We start from the raw sequence: 19,573 nt of genomic DNA, 5'->3' as shown, positions 1-19,573 counted from the left end.
AGGTCACCGGCTCATCTGCGGGCGCGGCTTGTCCGCACCATTGGTCGGCTGCTGCTCGTGTCGGACGCTGCGGAGCTTGTCGACGGCCTCGTCGCGTTCACCGCGGTACCGGTCGCGGTCGGCGCGCGCGGTGTCGAGATCGCCCCGCAGATCCCGCAACTCCTGGTTCAGGCCCAGCTGGGCGTTCTTCACCGTGTCCAGCTGGCCGCGCACCGATTCGAGATCCTTCTTGTGGTAGTCGCGGTCGGCGGTCACCGCGTCCAGGCCGCGCTGCAGCATCGACACGCGCCGCTCCAGATCATCGGAACCGGTTCCGGTGCCGGTCTTTTCGACCTTTCTGTCCTTGTCGGGGGGTTGGGCTTTGTCGGGGTTCAGGTCGCGGTGCCAGTCCTCGACGCTGGCGCCGATGTCGATCTGGTTGCCCTCGGCGATGTAGAAGGGGTGCCGGCGGCCGGTCTCGCGGGCACGCACGGCCAGCGAGGTTCCCGGCGTCCACTGGTTGAACCGGACCGTGTCGTGGGTCCAGGCGGCGGCTTCGGCCTCGGTGGCGAAGTAGCCGCGCATGCCCTGCGCTGACCCATCGGGCGAGCTGGCCGTCAGCGACACCTGGCAGCGGGAATTGGCCTCGGCGTTGGCGAATTCCCACCGCACCTGCTCGGTCGTCATCCCCGCCCGCTGGGCCTGCTCGGCGGCCTGGCGGCGCGCGATCTCCCCGTAGGGGTCGCGGGCGCGACCGCTGGCCTTGTCGTGCAGCCAGGTGTACTGCACGTGCCGGATCTGCTGAATCGCATTGGCACGGGCGAAGTCCTGATCGATCGCGACTTCCTGCGCAACGGGCGACACCGACCGCGGCGCCGGCGGCTGCGGCTGATCCAGCTGCGGAGCCTGGGTCGGCCGGGCGGGCTGGTCCACGGTCATCGACGCCACCCGACGGTCCCATTCCTGGGTGCGGGCGCTGACCCACTGCTCGGATTCGACCGCCGCCACCCGCGCCTCACGGCGGTCGCGGTCGGTCATCGGGGTGAACACCGCGTTGAAGGACGCGTCCATCGTGTACGGGGCGCGGGCGGCGCGGTCCAACGCCATCACGACCTGCCCGCGGTGCTCGATCCTGAGCGCCGAGGTGCCCAGGCTTTCCTCGATCCGCAGCCGCATCGCGTCCAGGCGCTCGGTGTCGGCGGCGGTGTCTTGGTCGGTGTGGAGCGGGTCGTTCTCGCGCTGGAATTGGGCGATGGCGTGTTCGGAGCGGTAGTCGGCGACCCGCTTGGTGTAGTAGGCGGCGTTGACCTTCTCAGCGCCGACCTGGGCCATGATCTGCTCGGCCAACTCGCGGCGCTGCTTACGGTTCAGCTTCGGGGCACGGCCGTCGGCACCACGCAGCGTCCGCAGCCACTGCCCCGCGACGTTGAGCACGTCGCGGAAGGTGCGGCCGGTCTGCTGGGCGATCTCATCGATTTCGGACATGATGTGATGAATTCCTTTCAGGGATGCAGGGGTTGGGCTATCGGGTGCGTTCGATGGGCGGGCGCTGCGCGGCGATCTGCTGTTCGCGGTGATCGGTTGCGGCGCCGGTGAGGCTGATCCGGCTCGCGGGGCCGCGCACCCAGCTGATGCCCTTCTCGACGGTTTCCAGGTCGCGGTCCATGACCCGCAACCCCTGGTGCGTGAGGATGGCGGCCTCCCGCGGATCGGTCGGCGGGCCGAGGTCGTCGACCCTCAGCGAGGTCGGGGACTGCACCAACAGCGCGTACTGGCCGCGGATTCGGGCGATGTCCTCGCGCAAGCCGCGCACGCGGTCGCCGAGCTGGCCGATCTCGTCGTACAGCTCGCTGGGGATGGGCAGGACCGGCTCTTTCCGGTACTTGAACATTCGTTTCCTTTCCTGGGGCCCGCGAAGGTGCGGGGTCAGTGGGTGTTGCGCAGGGTCCGGGCGGCGCGGTGTTCGGTGAACGCGGCCAGCGCCAGCGACGGGGAGGGACGCCGCGCGGCGTTCCAGCTCAGGTAGGCGATCCAGCCCAGCCCGTAGAGCACGACGGGGACACCGACCTCGGGAGGCTGGCCCCAGGCCGCGGTCGCGGCGAGGCCGACCACAACGAAGGAGCCCGCCGCGCTCGCACGCCAGATCTGGCCGCGGGTATGCGGTTTCGCGACCGGGGTCGGTGCGGGTTGGACGGCTTCGGCGGGCGCGGCCGCGGTGGCCGGCCCCGGGGTGGCGGTCGACGTGACCGGTCGCGCGGCCGGTGTGGACTGCGACAGCCGGTCCGCGGCGCCGGCGGCATCGGAGAGGAAGTCGGAGATCGCGTCGACCATGTCCTCGGCCTGGGCGGCGATCTCGTCGCGGCTGAGGTTCTTGCGGGGCTGCTCGTCGTCGTGCTCTCCGTCGCCGTCATGGTCGTGGTCGCGGAAGATGCGCATAGTGGTTGTGCTCCAATCGGATTCACTCAGGCGGGTGAGGGTTATGCGGTAGCCGGGGTCGGATCGTCGCCGACGTGCAGGGCTGCGGCGGGCGAGGTTCCGGGCAGGGGAGTTTGTTCGGCCTTGTTCAGGGGCACGACCCGACCGAAGCGGGCGTAGCCGCGTTTGAAGAACACGAAGTCACCAGTGTTGAACTGGCGGACCCGGTCGGGGTCGACCAGCCACTTCTCCCCTACCGACACCTGGCCCTCGTCGCCGTGGCGCTGGCCCTTGATCAGGTGCCGCGACGGCAACATGACCGGCACCGATCCAGCGTGTTTACACAGTTCGCCGGCGTTTTCCATGTAGCCGAGCAACACTCCGCCGGCGCAGGTCTTCAGCAGCCGTCCCAGCGACCACGCATCCGGGGCGACCGATTCGGGGCTCTGGCCGCAGAAGACCATCGCGATCTTCTGGGAACGTCCGCGCTCGGCGATGTCCTCGATCCCAATGGAACCGTGCTTGGTCGTCAGCGCCGACAGTTCGTCGATGAACAGGATCACGCTGCGCCGCAGGTGTTTCGCGGTTCGCCCGGCACGCTGCATCAACAGCCGCAAGGTCATGGCGACCTGGGCGCGGGCGGCGTCCTTGTCCAGTGCGGGCACGGTCATGAACAGCACGTCGAGGTCGTCGATGTCGACGCCGTCGTCGAACACCATGCGCCCGCTGGAGTCCTTGAGCTCTTCGAACAGGTTGGTGCACTTGATCAACGCGTCGTCGAGCTGAGGGACCTTCTCGGCCTGCATGGCATCGATCTGGCGCACCACGTCCGGGGCGTAGTTCCAGGCCTTCTTGAGGTTGTCCTCGACCAGCAGGTTCAGGAACTCGACGTGGTTGCGGGGCTTGCCGGTCGGGTTGTCCACCACCAGCGACGCGATGCGGGTTTGCATGCCCTCGAAGTGCTGCCCTTCGGCGGTGGTGGCCTCGCCGGTCGCGGCCAGCAGCGCCGCGACCATCGCTCGCAGGTCCCGCGCCGGGGTCTTGTCCCACGCGTCGAGGGTGTCCATCCCGGGCACCCCCACCAGCGCGATCCGCTTCGGGTTCACGCCTTGGGCGAGCATCGATTCACGCAGGCTCACCCCGAGTTCGCGGTCGTCCTCGCCGCCTTTGCACGAGATCATCACCAGGAGCGGGCGGGCATGCTTGCCCGCCATCGCGGGCACCCCGGACCACTTCTGCCAGGCCCGCCACTCGTAGTCGAACAAGGCGGCGGCGTAGCGTTCCATCAGCACGGTCTTGCCGCTGCCGGTCGTGCCGAACATGGCCTGCTGCTTGCGAGCATCGGAATGCGCGACCGACAGCCACGGCTCGTGCCGCTTGGCCAGCGTCCGCCACACCCCGGGCGCCTTGTGGCTGACGGTGTTGGCGAGGGCGCCCAGCACGATGTCGTGTCCGCGGTGCAGCGGCGCACCGCGTTTCGCGGCGTTCGCCGAGGCTTGCTGGCGGCGCGCGGTCAGAGAGTCCTGGACGCGTTTGGTGGTGCGCAGGGACTTCAACCCGACGGTCTCGGTCTTGATCAGGAAATGCGCCCACCACAGCGACGCCACCAACATCGTCGACGGCAGCCCGAGGACCAGCATCATCGACAACCCGCCCAGCTGCCCGTGGGCGAGGTGTTCGGCGCCGTCCCACAACAGGCTCAACGGTGTCGACCACGACCCGCCGGCCAGCGCTGAGGTCAGCGGCAGCGCCCATGCGGCGGCGGCGAAGTTCCGCAGTCGGTGCGGTTCAACGGGTTTGGTCGCGGCCACGGCCACGATCAGCACGAGCATCGCGGCCAGGGCCGCCCCGCACACCAGTGCGGTCTCCACCGTCGCGCCGGCGTGGGACAGGTCGGGGCCCGACCAGTGGGTGACCGGGTCGGTGACCGCGTGCACCGCTGGCGGGGTTCCCGGCGGGGCCTCGGGGGTGTTCGGCGCGAACAGGTTCACGGTCGGCGCGGGTTCAGCGGCCGGCACGGCGGCGACGGGGCCGCAGTCGGTGGGGGTGATCAGTGGGGTGCAGTCGGTGGGGCTCATGATGCTTCCTTGGAGATTTCGAAGATGGTGTGGCGCTGCCGTTTTGCCTCGCGCACCGTCCGACGGGCGGCCAGGAATGCCTTCCACTGCTTGTCGAAGTCCTGGATCTGCAGATCCAGTGGCAGCGCGGCGAGTTCGGCCGGGAGCCTCCCAGCGGCGGCCTCGACGTTGTTGAGGACCGCGGCCGTGCGGCACAGGTACAGCAGGCCGACCATGGTGTAGGGGTGCGCGGCACGCGCGGCACGGATCGCGCCCTGCAACGCGGTATCCATGTGAGCCTTGTCCTTGACGCTGAGCTCGACCTCCAACGCCCACCAGCCGTAATTGCCACCCACCACGCCCAGGAACCGGCCGTCATGCAAATGCGGGCGCCCAGGCAGCGGGTCAATGCCGGTGGAGAACTCCAACACCGCGGTGCCGCGCCGCTTCTCGGCAGCGAGGCGGGCGGCGACGGCGGCTTCACGGTGCAGGGCGCGTTCGGAGATGAACGCGGTCGCATCGTTGCCGACCAGCATGATCCGGGCTTGCGCGACCGCGCGATAGTGCTCGGCGAACATCAGCGGCGGGGTCCACTCCGCCGGCCGCCACCCCAGATAGCGGGCCTGCACGCGCGGCGGCGCGTACACCCACGCCCGGCCGCGCTGTACCTTTTCCAGCTCACACAACAGGCCCTTGGCGATCAGCTCCCGCACGATCGCGTACGCGCTGGATTCGAGGATGTTGAGGTACTGAGCCAGAACGTCGACCTGCATGCCGCGCATGTCCGACACCGCCCGCAACACCTGCGACTGCCGCTCGGTGATCGCGGCTTGCCGACGCGACGGCAGAATCCGCCCCAGCGACCCCGGCGGCACACCGAGTTCAGCGGCGATCTCTTTGGCACGGAACCCGCTCGCCCGCAAGGCTTGCGCCTCACCCAAAACGGTTTCGACCTGGCGCAGGCTGACCCCGAGCAATTCACGAATCTGGGTGTAGGTCAGCCCCGTGCCGCGCAGGCCACCGATGATCTGCGGCCGGTGTCGACGTTCCAACCCGGCGTAGCGACTGTTCCTCGTGTTGTGGTTCATCGGGTTCGCTCCAATCCCCCGCGCCGGCGCGCGGGCTGGCGGCGTGCAGCGATGTCGACGCGGGCTTTCGCGGCCACCTCGCCCATTGCTTGCACCTCGTCCCGCGAAGTCGGTTCCGGGGCAGTCGATTCGGTGTCCGTGCTCCCGCGGTGGTGGGCGCGGTCTCGCTCGACGAGTCGGATATTGATCCCGAGCCGCTCGGCGATCTCGGGGGCGGTCAAGCCCTGGCTGGTCAGGCGGTCGACGTGATCGCGGCGTTCCTCACGCGCGGATGCTGGTGTCCAGCGCGCCTTTTCGGGGCGGCTGTGCGGGTCGTCGATCGCGGTTTCGTCCCACTCCAGCGGCAACGGCCAGCCATTGCGTGCGCCGATGGCCCGCGCCCTCGCCGACTGGCCCGGCACCCACTGCCAGCGGTCGAACACCGCCCGCACCGCGCGTTCCCGCTCGGCGGTGATCGAACGCCCGGACGTCTGGCCGTCGGTGCGTTTGCCGACCAGGGCCGCCATCGTGGCACTGTTGGGCGCCACCCCGATCTCGCGAGCGATCCGCGAGGCCGGATGACCGGCCGCGACCAGAGCCTGCACCCGCCGACGCGCCCCCAGAATCGGAACCAACGCGTTGTCGGCAGTGACATCGCCAGCGTGCTCGGGCACAGCGACCTTCAAAATCGCGGCCTGAATACGGTCACTGACACGGCCACCCGGGTTGGCCAGGATGCGGCTGATCGTCGAATGCCCTAGCCCGGCCAGGTGCGCGACCTGTCCCGGCCGGACACCCGCCGCACCCAGCGTCTCGATATGAGCCCGCACCGCATCCCCGGGCACACGCGGATTCCACCGGCCATAAGCGATCTGACGGGTGCGCAACCGGTCGTAATGCAGCTTGCACATCCCGCGCCGCGTCACCTGGCCTGCGCCGTCACCGCACCCGCACCCGGCGCTCATCGCGACCGCCTCCGGTCGGACTCCACGCCAGAACGCGACGGCCGGCGGGCGGCCAGATCGGCGCGGGCTTTGGAGATCAACTCCCGCATGTCGGTGGCGTCGATGCCGCGCCGCTCGCATGCGTTCGCCGAGCGCACCCAGCGGGCGATGCGCAGCGACTCCAGTTGCGCCGCACTCGGTTCCCGTTTCGGCACGGCCTGGGTTTGGTCGTACAGGTATGCCTGTAACTGGCCGTAGCGGCCCTTTCCCAGCATTTGCGCCTGGTACTCGTCGCCGGGCCGTTGATTCTGCTGGGCGAGTTGGCGTTTGGTCCGCAGGTGAGTCGGTGCCGACCGCCACGGATAGGTGGGCAGGCCGTACCGGGTGCCTTCGGGATCGTGGAAGCGGGCATTCATCGCGACCGCCGCCGATCACGGTCGACACGGACATTCGCGACAAACTTGGGCCCGTACCGCAGGTCGTAGTAGGCGTCCGCGGCGGCATCGCGGTCGCGGCGCACCGATTCATGCACCGTGGCCCAGTGCCGGATCTTGTCGTTTTCGGCCTCGCAGTGCAGGTGGCTCTTGCCGGCCTTGACCGTGCACGCCGCGTCGAGAATGTCCGACAGCATGTCCTGGACGACTTCGAGGCGTTCCTTCTCGGCCTGCAGCTCCGCTTCATGGCCCGGATCTGTTGCGCGCATGGTCATTTCGGCTCCGGGAAGTTCTCGGCGGAGAATCCGCCCTTGGGGCGCTGCAGTTTCGTGACCGCGCGGCCGCGCCGCCACAGATTCCAGGCCGACACGATCAGTCCGATCTGGTCGCGGTCGCTGACCCGGACTCGTGTCGTTCGGATCGTGTCCAGCCGGTCACGCAACGCGAGGATCGGGGAATCGGCGCCCAGGCCGGCACCGCTGTCCCACAGCCGCACGAATTCCGCGGCGGCGTCCGGGTCGATCTCGGTGAGCCGGATCGCGACCGCGCAGGCGACCGCGGGGCGGGCCTTCAATCGGCGGGCGAGGCTGGTGTACCGGTCGGCGATCGCCACCAGTTCGGGGTAGGCGTTGGCGAATTCGACGACCTTCGTGGTGGATTGGCTGGTCCCGCGGCTGGCGTCGCCGAAGAGATTGCCCTCCATCCACATCATGTAGACCCGCAGCGCGGCAGCGACGACGGTGATGTTGTGGCTGGCTATACCGGTGAGCGTGAGCTGATCACCGGGGGTGCGTTTCGCGCCCTGGTCCATGGTGACCTGGGTGTCGCGTGAGAGTCCCCGCACGATCAGCATCGGGAAACTCATCCCCGTGGTGCGGGCGATCGCCTGCAGACGGTGCTGCCCGTCGAGGAGTTCTCCGTCGGGACCGAACTTGATCGCTTCACCGTTCAAACGCCAACGGCCCGAGATCATGTCGTCGTAGTACTGCTGCACGCGCGCCTGCCGGATCGGCCGGTTGTTCGGGTTGCGTTCCAACCAGCGCCGCGCCTGCGCGGAATCGACCGCCTCGATCTGGGTGCTCACCACCGAGTGCGGGTTGTCGGGCTGGTCGGGGTCGACGAGATGCATGGCTCATCCCTCCTCGGGACGGTCGGAAAGGTCAGGAAGGCGGTCGATGACCGCTTGCAGGGCGTCACGCGCACGCAGCAGATCGCTGCGGAACCGGTGCGACAACTGCTCGGCGTGCCGATCGAACCGGGCATCTGCCGCCAACTTGGCCAAGGTGTTGGTTCTGGTCAGCAACTCGCCGCGCGTGACATCGAACGACTCGGTGATCGGACGCCGTCGACGCGGTGTCGGAGGCACTTCGCTGCCACGCTCGGCTTGATCGTCGTTGGCGTTGGCGGTATCGAGCTCACGGTCAATGGGTTTCGGCTGGTACACCTTGCCGTCCAAACCGACCACCGAGTCAGGTGAGTCATTTGGCTCACCTGCGGCCAGCTCCCGGGCCACGGTCCGCTGGCTCAATCCGGTCGCGGCGGCAATAGCGCGACTGCTCATCCCGATATCGCGCAGCGAGGCAACGACCTCCGAGCGCTCCTCGCGCGGGATCCGCAGCTGCGCCCCGTCGAATTCAGCCGCGCAGTATGCATCCGAGCTGGCGTGTCCGAGGACCTCCCACGCGCGACCCAGATACGCCTGGCGGACCAGGTCCCACACCTGCGCGACCTGCACCCGGATGGTGTCGGTCAATTCTCGCGCCGCATCGGCGGTCAACACCGGATCCGGCTGCGGGACAGACACTGTGGTCTCGACGCTCATCGCGATCGCCTCCGATCACAGACACCACGCCCGGCGGCGTTAGCGTCCAGCCCTGGCATCCAGGGCCGCACTCCGACCTGTGTCGCACTTCCGCGATCCGCCGCGTGTACAGGCGGCGCCACGGCCCGCTGCAGATGCTCGGCGCGTTGCTGTCCACAGCGGTCCAGCACAGCGGCGGGGGTTAACCGCTCGTGCGGTGCGGACAGCGAATGCAGCTGCTCCCGGTCCAAAGCGTCGTCAAGCGCAGCCGATAGCTCGGCGACTCGGCTGTCCCTCTCAACCAGCGTGCGGCGCAGACGGTCGTTCTCTGCCGCCAGCACGGCTTTCGTACCGAACACGGCAGTCCATTTCATCGCGGCACCCCCACCGAAGTGGGCGGCATGACAGCGGTCATGTGTATGCAGTCGATGCGGTCCACCTCGTCGGCGCGGCATACGTTCACCGATGCCGGCATGGTTGGTGTCTGCTTCTCCAACTGAATCCCGACGACAATCCCAGCGGCGAAAACCACCAATGCGAAGAACAGCGGCAACCACCACCGCAGCGGCAATGCCTGTAAACCGTTCAGCAGCAATCCGTTTGCGTCGTACTCGGGCTGGCCATAGGCCGCGACGCCGAGCTGCTGCCGTGCGTATTGATGTCTGTTCATCGCCGGCCTCGCAGCCAACCGTGGCGCGGCCGCACGAGCATGCAGATGCCGACCAGGAAAGCCGGAACTAGCACGACTTCGGGATGCCTGACCAGGGCATAGATCATGGCCATCGCGACGAAAGCGATCAGCGCGGTACGGGCCCTCATGCCACACCGTCGGCATCAGTAGCGATCACCGGATGGACGAGTGCGAGAACCTCGTGGGCGTTGACGCGCCACATGCTGCCGTTCAGCTTGTAGCCCTGCAGAAGTCCGGCTTCGATCCAGTTCAGGATCGTCTTGCGGTCAACGTCGACAAGGGACGAAGCCCTCTTCAGACTGATCAGTCCACGCTCGCTGCGGATGTCGGCAGCGGACTGGCGTTTGGTGGCCAACTGGGATCACTCCTCTGGGTGGAAAACTCCGGAAAACCTGTCCACCCAGGGTGTTTTTCGACCCTGTCTCGCCGCGTCTCCTGCTAGGTCTCACCTATCCCAGCGATGTCCCCAAAGGTCTCTTCTGTGTCTCCTGACCGTGCTAGACTTGCACTCAGTCTCCGAAATCTCTTGCAAGGCAGACGATTATGGGCACCGTCCTCAAGGCACTGCTCCAGCAGCGCCACCTTCAAACGGTCTCGGCCTTCAATCGCGAGTACGACAAGCTCGCCCACAGAATCGATCCCGCCCTCGTCGGGTTCGGCCCGAAGAAGGCACAGTTCTACCGATGGCTCTCCGGAGAAATCTCAAGCCTGCCGTATCCGGACCACTGCCGGATCCTGCAAGCAATGTTCCCGAACTGGTCTACTGCCGAGCTGTTCCAGCAGTACTCGGGCAATCCAGAGGACCTCATACGAGAGCCGCATGCTGTCGCACACGCGGCGAAGCAACAGAACAAACACAACCTCGCCGACGTGGAAGCGGTCTACGCTACAAGGCTCGACTTCCTCCGCGCGATGCCGCCGCAGGAACTCTTCAAGACGGCCCGGACCGTAGACTTGACGGGCCTCTCTCTGAACATGCTCTGCCAGCAGTATTCCGATACCGATATCCTCCGACTCCTTGAGAATGGAACGGTTATCCGCTGCCTATTCCTAGATCCGGCGGGGGAATCGATCCGAGCCCGCGAAGTCGAAGAGGGCCATGCTCCGGGCCTCCTCACTAACCTGACCGATGCCAACATCCAGACGTTGGAGCGAGTCCGGCGGCGGGTCACTGCCCAGACTCCTGGATCACTCCTGATCCGGGTCTACGATCAGCCCATTCGCTTCAACATAACGATCATCGATTCGACGATCTGCGTGATGCAGCCATATCTGCCCACCTCGCGGGGCGTCGAATCCCCGACGTTCGTTTCCCGTAATTCTGGCGCTGCCGGCCTGTACGGGACGTTCTCAGGGGTCTTCGAAGCTATGTGGTCAGGCGGCAATGAGAGGGCGATCGAATGAATGGCTTGGAGGATCTACTGGCGGTTGCCCGCGCAGCAGCTGCTGAAGGCGGCCGCCTGCTGAGCACCAGCGGCCCTGGTAGCGTTCAGACCAAAGGCGACCGAGACTTCGTTACGGATCTTGATCTGCGCATACAAAGATCTATCCGGGAATACCTCGGCCGAGCCGCGCCAGACATCGGATTCCTGGGTGAAGAGCAGGAGCCAAACACTCCGGAACATGGTGCGCCGGAACTCCGTTGGGTGCTCGATCCCATCGACGGGACATCAAACTTCATCCATGGCATACCCCTGTGTGCCGTATCGCTCGCGCTCACCCGGCACGATGCTCCGATTCTTGGAGTCATCACGGCTCCCTTCCTGAACCTGGAGTACTACGCCATTGACGGTCAGGGCGCCTTCTGCAATGACCACCGCATCAAAGCCAGTGAAACCCAATCACTTCCGCATGCGATCGTGTCGATCGGCGACTACGCAGTGGGCGACAACGCATCGGTGAAGAACCGACACCGCCTCACCCTGACAACGGCGCTGGCGGCCCAGGTCGAACGAGTACGCATGTTCGGTTCGGCCGCGCTCGACCTCGCCTGGGTGGCAGAAGGGAGGACGGACGCGTGCGTCCTGCTCAGCAACAAGCCATGGGACATGTCCGCGGGAGTCGTCATCGCACGAGAAGGCGGCGCTCACGTCACTGACTCCGACGGCCAGCACCATGACGCCCGTTCCGCTCACACCGTCGCAGCCGCTCCCGGCGTCTCAGCTGCACTCCTCGATCTGGTTGGTGCTGCGCTTACCGATTCGGACCGCTGATGGCGGCGGCCAAGTGGCTCTGTAAGACTGGGCTAGACCCGAGCTAAGGGTCCCGTAGCCCCGCGAAGGGTTGGAGGAGCGATGAATCCGACGCGCAGACTAGCGGTTCAGGCCCTACCTGCTGAGGCACCGTTGCAGATGAGCGCGGCCCTTGATCAACTCGCAGAACACGCACAAGCGGGAGTGACTGTCGTCTGCGGCTTCCCGGCTTCCGGCAAGTCGACAGCCGCTCGGTACCTCGCGGATATCGCTAATGCGGTCATTATCGACAAAGACGCGTTCGCACCGGATCTCGAAGAATCAGTCATGGCTGAGCTCACTGGCGATCCGTTCGACAGGGACAGCGCCACCTACATGCGAGTCGTCAACCCCCACATCTATTCAGCCTTCATCCACCAGGCATTCATTGTCGCCAGCCATGTTCCTGTGATCGTGGACGCTCCCTTCATCGGGCATGTCCAGGCGGCCATGGGCCGCGGCCTCTCCCTTTCCGACCACATATGCTCCAGAGTCTCGATAACCCCGCCACCGATCCGCACAGTCTGGATCTCCGCTCATCCCAACCAGATCCGCGAGCGGATGAGCGAGCGTGCCGCGGCGAGAGATACCGGCAAGCTGGCTGACTGGCAGACCTACCGCGCAAATATCCTCGATTCAGGCATCGAAGATTCGGCCCGGGCAGTAGTTGACTACGTCGTCCGAAACCACTGAACACCAGCCAGCGCGCATCAACGATGGCGCGTCACAGGTTCGAATCCTGCCGAGGGCACATCCTGACCTGCACACTTGCGCACCGGCGCGTTTGAATGCCAGATACGTGCCAGTTCAGCATGAGCGCCGGTCGCAGAACTGGACATCCAGGCGCAAGTCGGAGCAAGGCCCGCGCCAACGGCGAACACCTACGTGTCCGTTGCAATGCCTCGCCTTGGTCGACGTCAAACCCTGTATGAACGACGCACGGCGCCAGCGCCTTCGGCGTGCGGGGCGCGACCCGACCGACCCCGCGAGCCGGTGGCGGTTTCATCAGATCCGGATCCTGATCATCACAATGATGCCGAGCGGACTTCGGTGTGGACAGCGATGGCCGATGCTGCGCGGCTGGCATCGATAGCGCCCCATGCTGAACCCGTAGCCCCCGAAATGCGCGGTCGCGGAGGAGTTGAGTTTCACTCGGGCAGCCGAGCGGCTGCACCTGTCGCAGCAGGGCCTCAGCACGCAGATCAAACAGCTCAAGCACGAAACGGACGTCACGCTGTTCTCACGGACCACCAGGCAGGTGGAGCTCACGGCGGCTGGTGCGGCGTTTCTGCGATATGTCCGGGACGCATTGACCAGCTTGGGTTCCGGGCTCGAAGAGGCTCGCGCAATCCATCGCGGTGAGCGCGGACGGCTCTTACTGGGCTGCCTCGAGGGGGCTGCCCTGACTTTGACGGAGCCGATTCTGGCCGCATTCCGGAAGCACCATCCCGAGGTCAGCCTAGTTGAACCACTTCACCTTCGAGACCCCGTCGGGGGCCTGGCAAGCGGCCAGTCGGATGTTGCGTTCGTGCGGCGGCCGTTCAACGACATCGGGCTGTGGTTCGAGTCGTTGTTCCAGCAGCCGCTGATGGTCATGCTGCCCACCAACCACCGCCTGGCGGACCGCGATGAGGTCGTGGCGGCGGAACTGCTCGATGAGCCGATCCTCTCCTCGGCGGCCACCGACCCGACCTGGAACGCCTTCTGGCAGTTGGACTCCCATCGCGCCGGCCGTCCGGCACCAGTAACTTACCGCACGAAGACGCTGCTGGAGCAATTGCAGCAGGTGGCCACCGGAGCCGCCATCGCGATGACCGTGCCGTGCGCCGCCTGGATCAAGTTCCCCGGCGTGCGGCTGGTCCCGGTGACCGACGCGGCCCCGAACGAGGTCGCCGTGAGCTGGCGCGCGCCGGGCACGAGAACACTCTGGTGCGCTCCTTCCTCGACATTGCACGCCGGGTCCGCGACGAGAATCCGACCTACTCGCCCGGCCCGAGACACCCCGTCGCCGGGACCGGCAACACATACGTGCGTCGGCCGCGATATCCGCCTGACCAATTCGAGGCGGTCGAATCCCGCTGCGCCTTTTGCATACAAGCCACCGCGTCCGCGCAAAGCCGAAGCCACGGAGCAGCGATCACGGATTCTGCCGTTTAGCACCTTCTACGATCCATGCCGCGATCTGGGTGCGGGAGGTGAATCCGAGTTTGGTGAGGATGTGCTCGACGTGGCCCTGAGCGGTGCGTTGGGAGATCACCAGTTCGGTGGCGATCTGTCTGTTGGTCAGGCCTCGGGCGACGAGCTCCGCGACCTGGCGTTCACGCTTGGTCAGAGCCACACCCTGACCCGTTGGCGGCGAAGCGACGGCCGGTTGTTCGCCGAGCGCGTACGCGACGGCCGCGTCCATCCCCATCGCCCGGCCGCTGCGAACGGCCACATCGAACCTGCGGGCGCCGAGGGCCGACCGGGTCAGCCGGAGACATTCGTCGTGATACTGCGGCACAATCGGGACGATGCTCGCGACGCGACCGAGGGATCGGTCGAGTTCCTGCGCGGCTCCCATCAGTACCGCCGCGCGCTCGGCATCGCCATCGGCGCACGCAGCCCAGGCCAATGCCTCGAGACTCACCGCAGCGATGGGCGGGCTGCCTATTCGCCGGTTGACTGTCAGTGCTTTCTCGAGCAGCTCGATTGCCTGGGACCGGTCACCTTGCTGCCAGGCGATAGTGCCCAGGCCATAGTACGCAGTCGAACGGAAGAGTATTTCGCCACGCGCTTCGGCGATGGAAATCAGCCGCCGGTAGGAATCGGCCGCCTGTTGGGTATTACCGGCGAGTCCATGCGCCAAACCGAGCGCGAGCAAAGAGGCGAAGTACGCGAATCCGGGTCGAACGGAATCGAGCATCTCGACGGCGCGTTCAAGGCGCGAGGTCGCGAGGGCAAGGTCCCCGCGATAAAATGCCACCCCACCGTCGGAGCTGTCGATCAGCGCCTGGGTCATCGGGGTGGGATCTTGTTTGGCGAGGAGACGCCCTTCCTCGACGAGCGCGGCCGCCGCCGGCACATCGCCTCGCATCACCACCATGGCGCAACCAGCGTGGAGCGCTTTGACCCGGTCGGGGGTGGATTGTCGGGCGGGGTGGGCGAGGGCACACTCAATCCAATGGCGACCTTCGCTGTACAGGCCCCGGAAAGTCCAGAACCCCGCCAGTGCGGCGGTGGTCCGCAGTGCGGTTGCGGCCGCCTGGTCGGTGTCCTCGGCCAGGCAGTACTCGAGTGCGGCGCGCAGATTCGGTAGTTCGCGGTCGAGCCGGGCTATCCAGTAGGGCTGCTGGTCGCTGATCCACTGGTCGTCCGCGGTAAGCGCCAGATCCTGGTACCAGTCGCGGTGCCGCCGGCACAGATCGGCGTACTCGCCGATTTCCTGGAGCTTCTGCTGCCCGTAGTCGCGCACCGTCTCCAGCATCCGCAGCCGCACCACACCCTGCGTCTCGACCCGGATCAGGATCGACTTGTCCACCAGCGAGGACAGCACATCCAGAACACCCTCGGTATCCAGGTCAGGGCCGCAGATCTGTTCGGCGGCGTCGAGTTCGAAACCACCGGCGAACACCGACAGCCGCGCCCACAACCGCTGCTCGACCGAGCTGCACAGCCGGTAGCTCCAATCGACACACCACCGCAGCGTCTGCTGCCGTGTCGGCGCGCTGCGATTGGCGCGGGTCAACAACGCATACCGGTCGTCGAGCCGGCCCAGGATCTGCTCGGGCGACATCGTGCGGACCCGTGCGGCGGCCAGTTCGATCGCCAGCGGCAACCCCTCCAGCCGCGCGCAGATCCGGCCCACCGTTGCCTTGTCGCCGTCGGAGAGCTGCATGCCTGGCACCGCCGCAGTAGCGCGGTCGGCGAACAAGGTCACCGCGTCGTAGCGGGGCAGTTCTCGCAACGACGGCTCCCGCTCCGGATCCGGGACCGGCAGCGGCGGCACTCGCAGCACCACCTCTCCGCCGACGTCGAGCGGTTCACGGCTGGTGGCCAGGATCCGCAGATTCGCACACGCCCGCAACCACGTATCGGCCAACCGCGAGACCGCTTCCGTCAGGTGCTCGCAGTTGTCCAGCACCAAGAGCGACTCGCGATCGGCCAGGAACTCCAACACCACCTGCGGCAACGGCCGTGCCAAATCATCACGCAACCCCAGGGCGACCGCCACCACCTCGACCAGCAACGCGGGGTCGGACACATCGGCCAGCTCGACCAGCCACACCCCGTCGCCGAACTCCCGGCGCACCGTCGCCGCGGAACGCAGCGCCAGCCGCGTCTTGCCGACGCCGCCGATCCCGGTCAATGTCACCAGTCGCGCCGAGGACAGCAGATTCCTCACCTCCGTCACCTCGGTGCGGCGGTCGACGAAACTGGTCAGCTCCGGCGGCAGATCGCCCGCACCCTGCGAAGGCGCTGACCTCGGCGCACGCCACCCCGACGCGACTCGGCCGGAGTCCCCGCGCTCGTGGGCCGGTTCGACCTGCAACGCCATCTCCTCCACGGCGTACCCGTGGTGGCGCTGTGCCTGCCGGATCGCCTCCCCCATCGCCTGCGCTGACGGCCGCTCAGCAGGATCGCGGCTCATCGCCGCCGCCATCAGCGCGGCGATGTCCTCAGCAATGCCGTGCTCACGCAGATCCGGCACCGGCTGGGTGGTGATTCGCAGAAACTGGGTTACCACGTTCTCCCCGCTGCGCCGTTCGAACGCCGCATGCCCGGTCAACGCACAGAACAAGGTCGCGCCCAACCCGTAGACATCCGCCGCGGGAGTGGGAGCGTCACCCTCGAGCACCTCCGGAGCCGTGAACGCCGGCGACCCGGTCACGGCGCCCGTCTCGGTGCGGAACCCGCCCGTGATACGCGCGATACCGAAATCGGTCAACGCGGGCTCACCATAATCGGTCAAAAGAATATTGCCTGGCTTCACATCCCGATGCAGGATGCCCAACCGGTGCGCACTTTCCAAAGCCCCGGCGATCTTCACCCCGATCGACAACACCGCCTCCACTGGCATCGGACCCTGGTCGCGGATCCGGGCATCCAGCGAACCCAACGGGTGATACGGCATCACCAGAAAAGGATGCCCGTTGGCCGTGGCCCCCGCCTGCAGCATCGTGACGATATTCGGATGCCCCGTCAACCGGCCCATCGCCCGCTGCTCCCGGAAAAAACGCGCCCGACTCCGGGCATCCAGATCGGAGGTCAGAACCTTCACCGCCACCGACCGATCCAGCTCCTCCTGCGTGCAGCGATACACCACACCGAAACCGCCCCGCCCGATCTCCTCCGCATCCTCGAACCCGGCCGCGGCCAATTCCTCCGTCACCGAATCGAACACGTCACGGACCGTCCAGAACTGAGCATCCTCACTCATCAGCTACATACCACCCGCCGGTAAGGCGCGACACGGCGCGGAGCATCACCATGTGAACTCGTCGTTAACGTCCAGCGTATCCTCACCGGCCTCGGGGCCGAACTAGTTGAGCGAAAACAAACATATGCCCATCGTGTATGTCTATCGCAGCGGTTTCGCCTGCGTGGCGGCACAAATCCGGGGCCGCCAACCAACTCGCACCCGCCCGTTGTCAACCGACAACCGCTGCCCGCGTCGGCCGCTGAGGACTCTCGGTTACACGCGACCGCCGACGCTACGCGCGGTGCTGACCTGCCGGCGGTCTCGCGCACATTCGCCGATCGGGCCGTCATGGGCTTCGGCGTCCCTCGTCGTAGGCGGTCGTTTGCTGCTTGTTTCGCGTGCACCGATGGAGGCCCGCTCGGCCAGAAATAGGTATGTCCCCCCGGCTATTCAACCGTCGTGACGGTACTCCGCACGGACGATGCTGAAGCGAAATCCACCAGACCGATCGCGGAAGTTTCCATGGTCCCGCCGAATGCCCAGCAACCGGAGGGCATTGCCTCCGTGGTCTTTCCAACCCGCCCACTCCCGTGAGCGCATCAGCCGCGTCCGCACACAGGGTGCCCACATGCCGCCCCCGGGCTGACAGATCCAGATGACACACCCTCCCGGCCGCTGGAGATAACCCTCTCGTGGCCTACCGACCAGGAAGCCCGGTGCTTTCGATGACTGCTTTGCTGCCTCTTGCCTATGGATACGTGCGCGATGACCTGCTGAGTGATCGCGACACGAATTCCAGCGATAGCATATTGAGGGCCGCCGCCAGCTCACTCGGGTATGCGCTGGGCACCGTATTCCACGAGCCGGCACCGCAGAGCGCCACACTGCCCCCGGCATTCGTCGATCTCGTGCAGGAATGCCGCCGAGCCAAGGCGCAAACAGTGCTGACGTTGCCTGGACACCTGTCGGGCATGTCCGTGTGCCGGATGGTCCTGCTCGCCATCCTCGAGGTCCGAGCCGGGGCCGCAGTACAGGAAGTCCGCACCTGACCGGACTGTCAGTGATTTCCCCGGCCGCCCGCCGCAACGAGTCGAGGCCGAAGAGCTTCCGTTCGCACCCCTGAGTTTTCCTTGCCCTGACCGGGCACGCCATGGAGACCGTCGCACGATGAACACCATTTCCACGCCACTGGCCAATTCGGCGACCATGCTGCGCCGCAATTTCAAGCGCATCACCCGGGCTCCGATCGCGATATTCGACGCCGCGCTGATGGCGGTCATGATGATTCTGGTTTCCGCGTACCGGATCCTGCTGGTCACCGGCGGGGCCTACCACCGGTGGCGTAACCGAATGCCTGCGGCCGGCCGCGGCTCACCTGATGCGCGTGTTCGCGAGTGAGTGAGCGGTTCGCCTGCCGGGTTGCTGGGTGGCACCGCAGTACCCAACGCCATCCACCACCCCACAATCACGTGCCGGTCCCGCCGCGGCACTCGATCCCGGCGCAGCTGGGCGAAAACTCATTCCCGGCAAGGATTCCGCCGCGCCCACCACTACGGTCGCGACGAGCCTCGACATCCGAAGTATGCCCAACCTCCGAGAAATTCTCTGCTATCGGCGTGTCGCACAACAGAATTGGTCGAATGGCGACTGGACTACCCCTGCATATCGCGGACGCGCCTGTCGCATGAGGTGGTTGAACACAGTCCACGAGACGGTCTGCCGCCGACCGGTGCCGACTTCGACCGCGTCCAGCCGAGCTTCTTCTCCGACAGCGACAGTGACAAGTCCATTCCAGTGATCAGCACGAACAAGATCCCCTGCAGGACCAGTCGGGAGTCCATCTGCGGCGGTCCCGGTGTCCCGGCCGGTTTCACCGGCAGTAGCGGTTCGATTACCGCCCACAACTCGTCATCCACGATCCAGGGTGCTGCCACAACGAAACATCCTGCACTGCAACGCAACCCGACGCCAAACGACCGAACCTGTTAGGAGCTCTAAGCAGCCTGTCGGGCTGCTGGGGACATGATGGTTTCGAATTCGATCGGGGTCAACCGGCCGAGCCGGGCCTGTCGGCGTCGGCGATGGTAGGTGCGTTCGATCCAGCTGACAATCGCGATCCGCAATTGCTCGCGGGTATCCCATCGCTGCCGGTCCAGGACGTTGCGCTGGAGCAGGCTGAAGAAGCTCTCCATGGCGGCATTGTCGCCGGCCGCGCCGACGCGGCCCATGGATCCGACCATGCGATGACGGTTGAGCGCGTGGACGAATCGTCTTGAGCGAAACTGAGATCCGCGGTCGGTGTGCAGAACACAACCGGCCACCTCACCGCGTCGGGCGACAGCATTGTTCACCGCGGTGACCGCGAGCCGGGACTTCATCCGCGAGTCGATCGAGTAGCCGATGATCCGGTTGGAGAACACGTCCTTGACCGCACACAAATACAGCTTGCCTTCACCGGCTTGGATTCCAGCAGTCGTGGCAACACCCCTCGGAAGGTGTGTCCATGGGTGGCAGGAAGTACACGCAGCAGCAGAAAGATGAGTTCTTCCGGGT

At 66.2% G+C, this 19,573-nt stretch carries 19 protein-coding genes and 2 pseudogenes; 6 read left to right on the top strand and 15 right to left on the bottom strand.

Going from position 1 to position 19,573, the window contains the following annotated elements; genetic code table 11:
* Positions 1-3: 3 nt before the first annotated feature.
* The 12 genes from ACFYTS_RS13435 to ACFYTS_RS13380 form a co-directional block, all read right to left on the bottom strand.
* On the bottom strand, positions 4-1,464 hold the full coding sequence (locus ACFYTS_RS13435) for a hypothetical protein (protein ID WP_387303884.1): 1,461 nt from the start codon (positions 1,462-1,464) through the stop codon (positions 4-6).
* 37 nt (positions 1,465-1,501) lie between these two features.
* Positions 1,502-1,870: a hypothetical protein gene (locus ACFYTS_RS13430; RefSeq protein WP_387303881.1), complete on the bottom strand. Its 369-nt coding sequence runs from the start codon at positions 1,868-1,870 to the stop codon at positions 1,502-1,504.
* A 35-nt stretch (positions 1,871-1,905) separates the two neighbouring features.
* Positions 1,906-2,415, bottom strand: a complete 510-nt coding sequence (locus tag ACFYTS_RS13425) for a hypothetical protein (protein WP_387303879.1) — start codon at positions 2,413-2,415, stop codon at positions 1,906-1,908.
* A gap of 41 nt (positions 2,416-2,456) precedes the next feature.
* Positions 2,457-4,472: a hypothetical protein gene (locus ACFYTS_RS13420; protein WP_387303876.1), complete on the bottom strand. Its 2,016-nt coding sequence runs from the start codon at positions 4,470-4,472 to the stop codon at positions 2,457-2,459.
* Positions 4,469-5,539 (bottom strand): hypothetical protein, encoded by a 1,071-nt coding sequence (locus ACFYTS_RS13415; protein ID WP_387303874.1) that lies wholly within the window; start codon positions 5,537-5,539, stop codon positions 4,469-4,471. The genes ACFYTS_RS13420 and ACFYTS_RS13415 overlap by 4 nt, the downstream gene beginning before the upstream one ends.
* Positions 5,536-6,483: a hypothetical protein gene (locus ACFYTS_RS13410; RefSeq protein ID WP_387303871.1), complete on the bottom strand. Its 948-nt coding sequence runs from the start codon at positions 6,481-6,483 to the stop codon at positions 5,536-5,538. The genes ACFYTS_RS13415 and ACFYTS_RS13410 overlap by 4 nt, the downstream gene beginning before the upstream one ends.
* Complete coding sequence (locus ACFYTS_RS13405; protein WP_387303867.1) at positions 6,480-6,878, bottom strand: hypothetical protein; 399 nt, start codon at positions 6,876-6,878, stop codon at positions 6,480-6,482. Before ACFYTS_RS13405 ends, ACFYTS_RS13410 begins: the two co-directional genes overlap by 4 nt.
* Positions 6,875-7,171, bottom strand: a complete 297-nt coding sequence (locus tag ACFYTS_RS13400; protein ID WP_387303866.1) for a hypothetical protein — start codon at positions 7,169-7,171, stop codon at positions 6,875-6,877. Before ACFYTS_RS13400 ends, ACFYTS_RS13405 begins: the two co-directional genes overlap by 4 nt.
* A complete protein-coding gene (locus ACFYTS_RS13395) occupies positions 7,168-8,025 on the bottom strand; it encodes a hypothetical protein (protein ID WP_387303863.1) in 858 nt (285 codons plus the stop codon). Before ACFYTS_RS13395 ends, ACFYTS_RS13400 begins: the two co-directional genes overlap by 4 nt.
* A 3-nt stretch (positions 8,026-8,028) precedes the next feature.
* Entirely contained in the window at positions 8,029-8,673 is a 645-nt protein-coding gene (locus tag ACFYTS_RS13390; protein WP_387303860.1) for a hypothetical protein, read from the bottom strand.
* A gap of 394 nt (positions 8,674-9,067) precedes the next feature.
* Positions 9,068-9,367, bottom strand: a complete 300-nt coding sequence (locus tag ACFYTS_RS13385; protein WP_387303858.1) for a hypothetical protein — start codon at positions 9,365-9,367, stop codon at positions 9,068-9,070.
* Between the two features lie 145 nt (positions 9,368-9,512).
* Entirely contained in the window at positions 9,513-9,743 is a 231-nt protein-coding gene (locus tag ACFYTS_RS13380) for a helix-turn-helix domain-containing protein (protein WP_387303855.1), read from the bottom strand.
* Positions 9,744-9,931: 188 nt separating this feature from the next.
* On the opposite strand from ACFYTS_RS13380, the gene ACFYTS_RS13375 reads away from it, so the two are divergent.
* The 4 genes and pseudogenes from ACFYTS_RS13375 to ACFYTS_RS13360 form a co-directional block, all read left to right on the top strand.
* Positions 9,932-10,792 (top strand): DUF5919 domain-containing protein, encoded by an 861-nt coding sequence (locus ACFYTS_RS13375; protein ID WP_387303852.1) that lies wholly within the window; start codon positions 9,932-9,934, stop codon positions 10,790-10,792.
* Positions 10,789-11,601, top strand: a complete 813-nt coding sequence (locus ACFYTS_RS13370) for an inositol monophosphatase family protein (protein WP_387303850.1) — start codon at positions 10,789-10,791, stop codon at positions 11,599-11,601. The genes ACFYTS_RS13375 and ACFYTS_RS13370 overlap by 4 nt, the downstream gene beginning before the upstream one ends.
* 81 nt (positions 11,602-11,682) lie before the next feature.
* Entirely contained in the window at positions 11,683-12,312 is a 630-nt protein-coding gene (locus tag ACFYTS_RS13365) for an AAA family ATPase (RefSeq protein WP_387303848.1), read from the top strand.
* A gap of 445 nt (positions 12,313-12,757) precedes the next feature.
* A pseudogene (locus ACFYTS_RS13360) lies at positions 12,758-13,516 on the top strand (LysR family transcriptional regulator); the annotation flags it as partial.
* A 240-nt stretch (positions 13,517-13,756) separates the two neighbouring features.
* On the opposite strand, the gene ACFYTS_RS13355 reads toward ACFYTS_RS13360, so the two are convergent.
* Positions 13,757-17,038, bottom strand: a complete 3,282-nt coding sequence (locus tag ACFYTS_RS13355) for a protein kinase (RefSeq protein WP_387303845.1) — start codon at positions 17,036-17,038, stop codon at positions 13,757-13,759.
* 707 nt (positions 17,039-17,745) lie between these two features.
* Here ACFYTS_RS13355 and ACFYTS_RS13350 point away from each other — a divergent pair.
* Entirely contained in the window at positions 17,746-18,069 is a 324-nt protein-coding gene (locus ACFYTS_RS13350; protein WP_357289035.1) for a hypothetical protein, read from the top strand.
* A 118-nt stretch (positions 18,070-18,187) separates the two neighbouring features.
* A complete protein-coding gene (locus tag ACFYTS_RS13345) occupies positions 18,188-18,418 on the top strand; it encodes a hypothetical protein (RefSeq protein ID WP_387304655.1) in 231 nt (76 codons plus the stop codon).
* Positions 18,419-18,807: 389 nt separating this feature from the next.
* Here the strand turns inward: ACFYTS_RS13345 and ACFYTS_RS13340 are convergent.
* Positions 18,808-18,939, bottom strand: a pseudogene (locus ACFYTS_RS13340) (transposase); the annotation flags it as partial.
* A gap of 75 nt (positions 18,940-19,014) precedes the next feature.
* Positions 19,015-19,573 (bottom strand): transposase (locus ACFYTS_RS13335; RefSeq protein ID WP_387303842.1); only part of this gene is annotated, 559 nt, incomplete at its 5' end.

This window comes from Nocardia sp. NPDC004151 (assembly GCF_042874235.1).
Lineage (GTDB): Bacteria > Actinomycetota > Actinomycetes > Mycobacteriales > Mycobacteriaceae > Nocardia.
The sequence above is the reverse complement of the archived record's forward strand: the minus strand, read 5'-3'. Positions and strand labels throughout refer to the sequence as shown.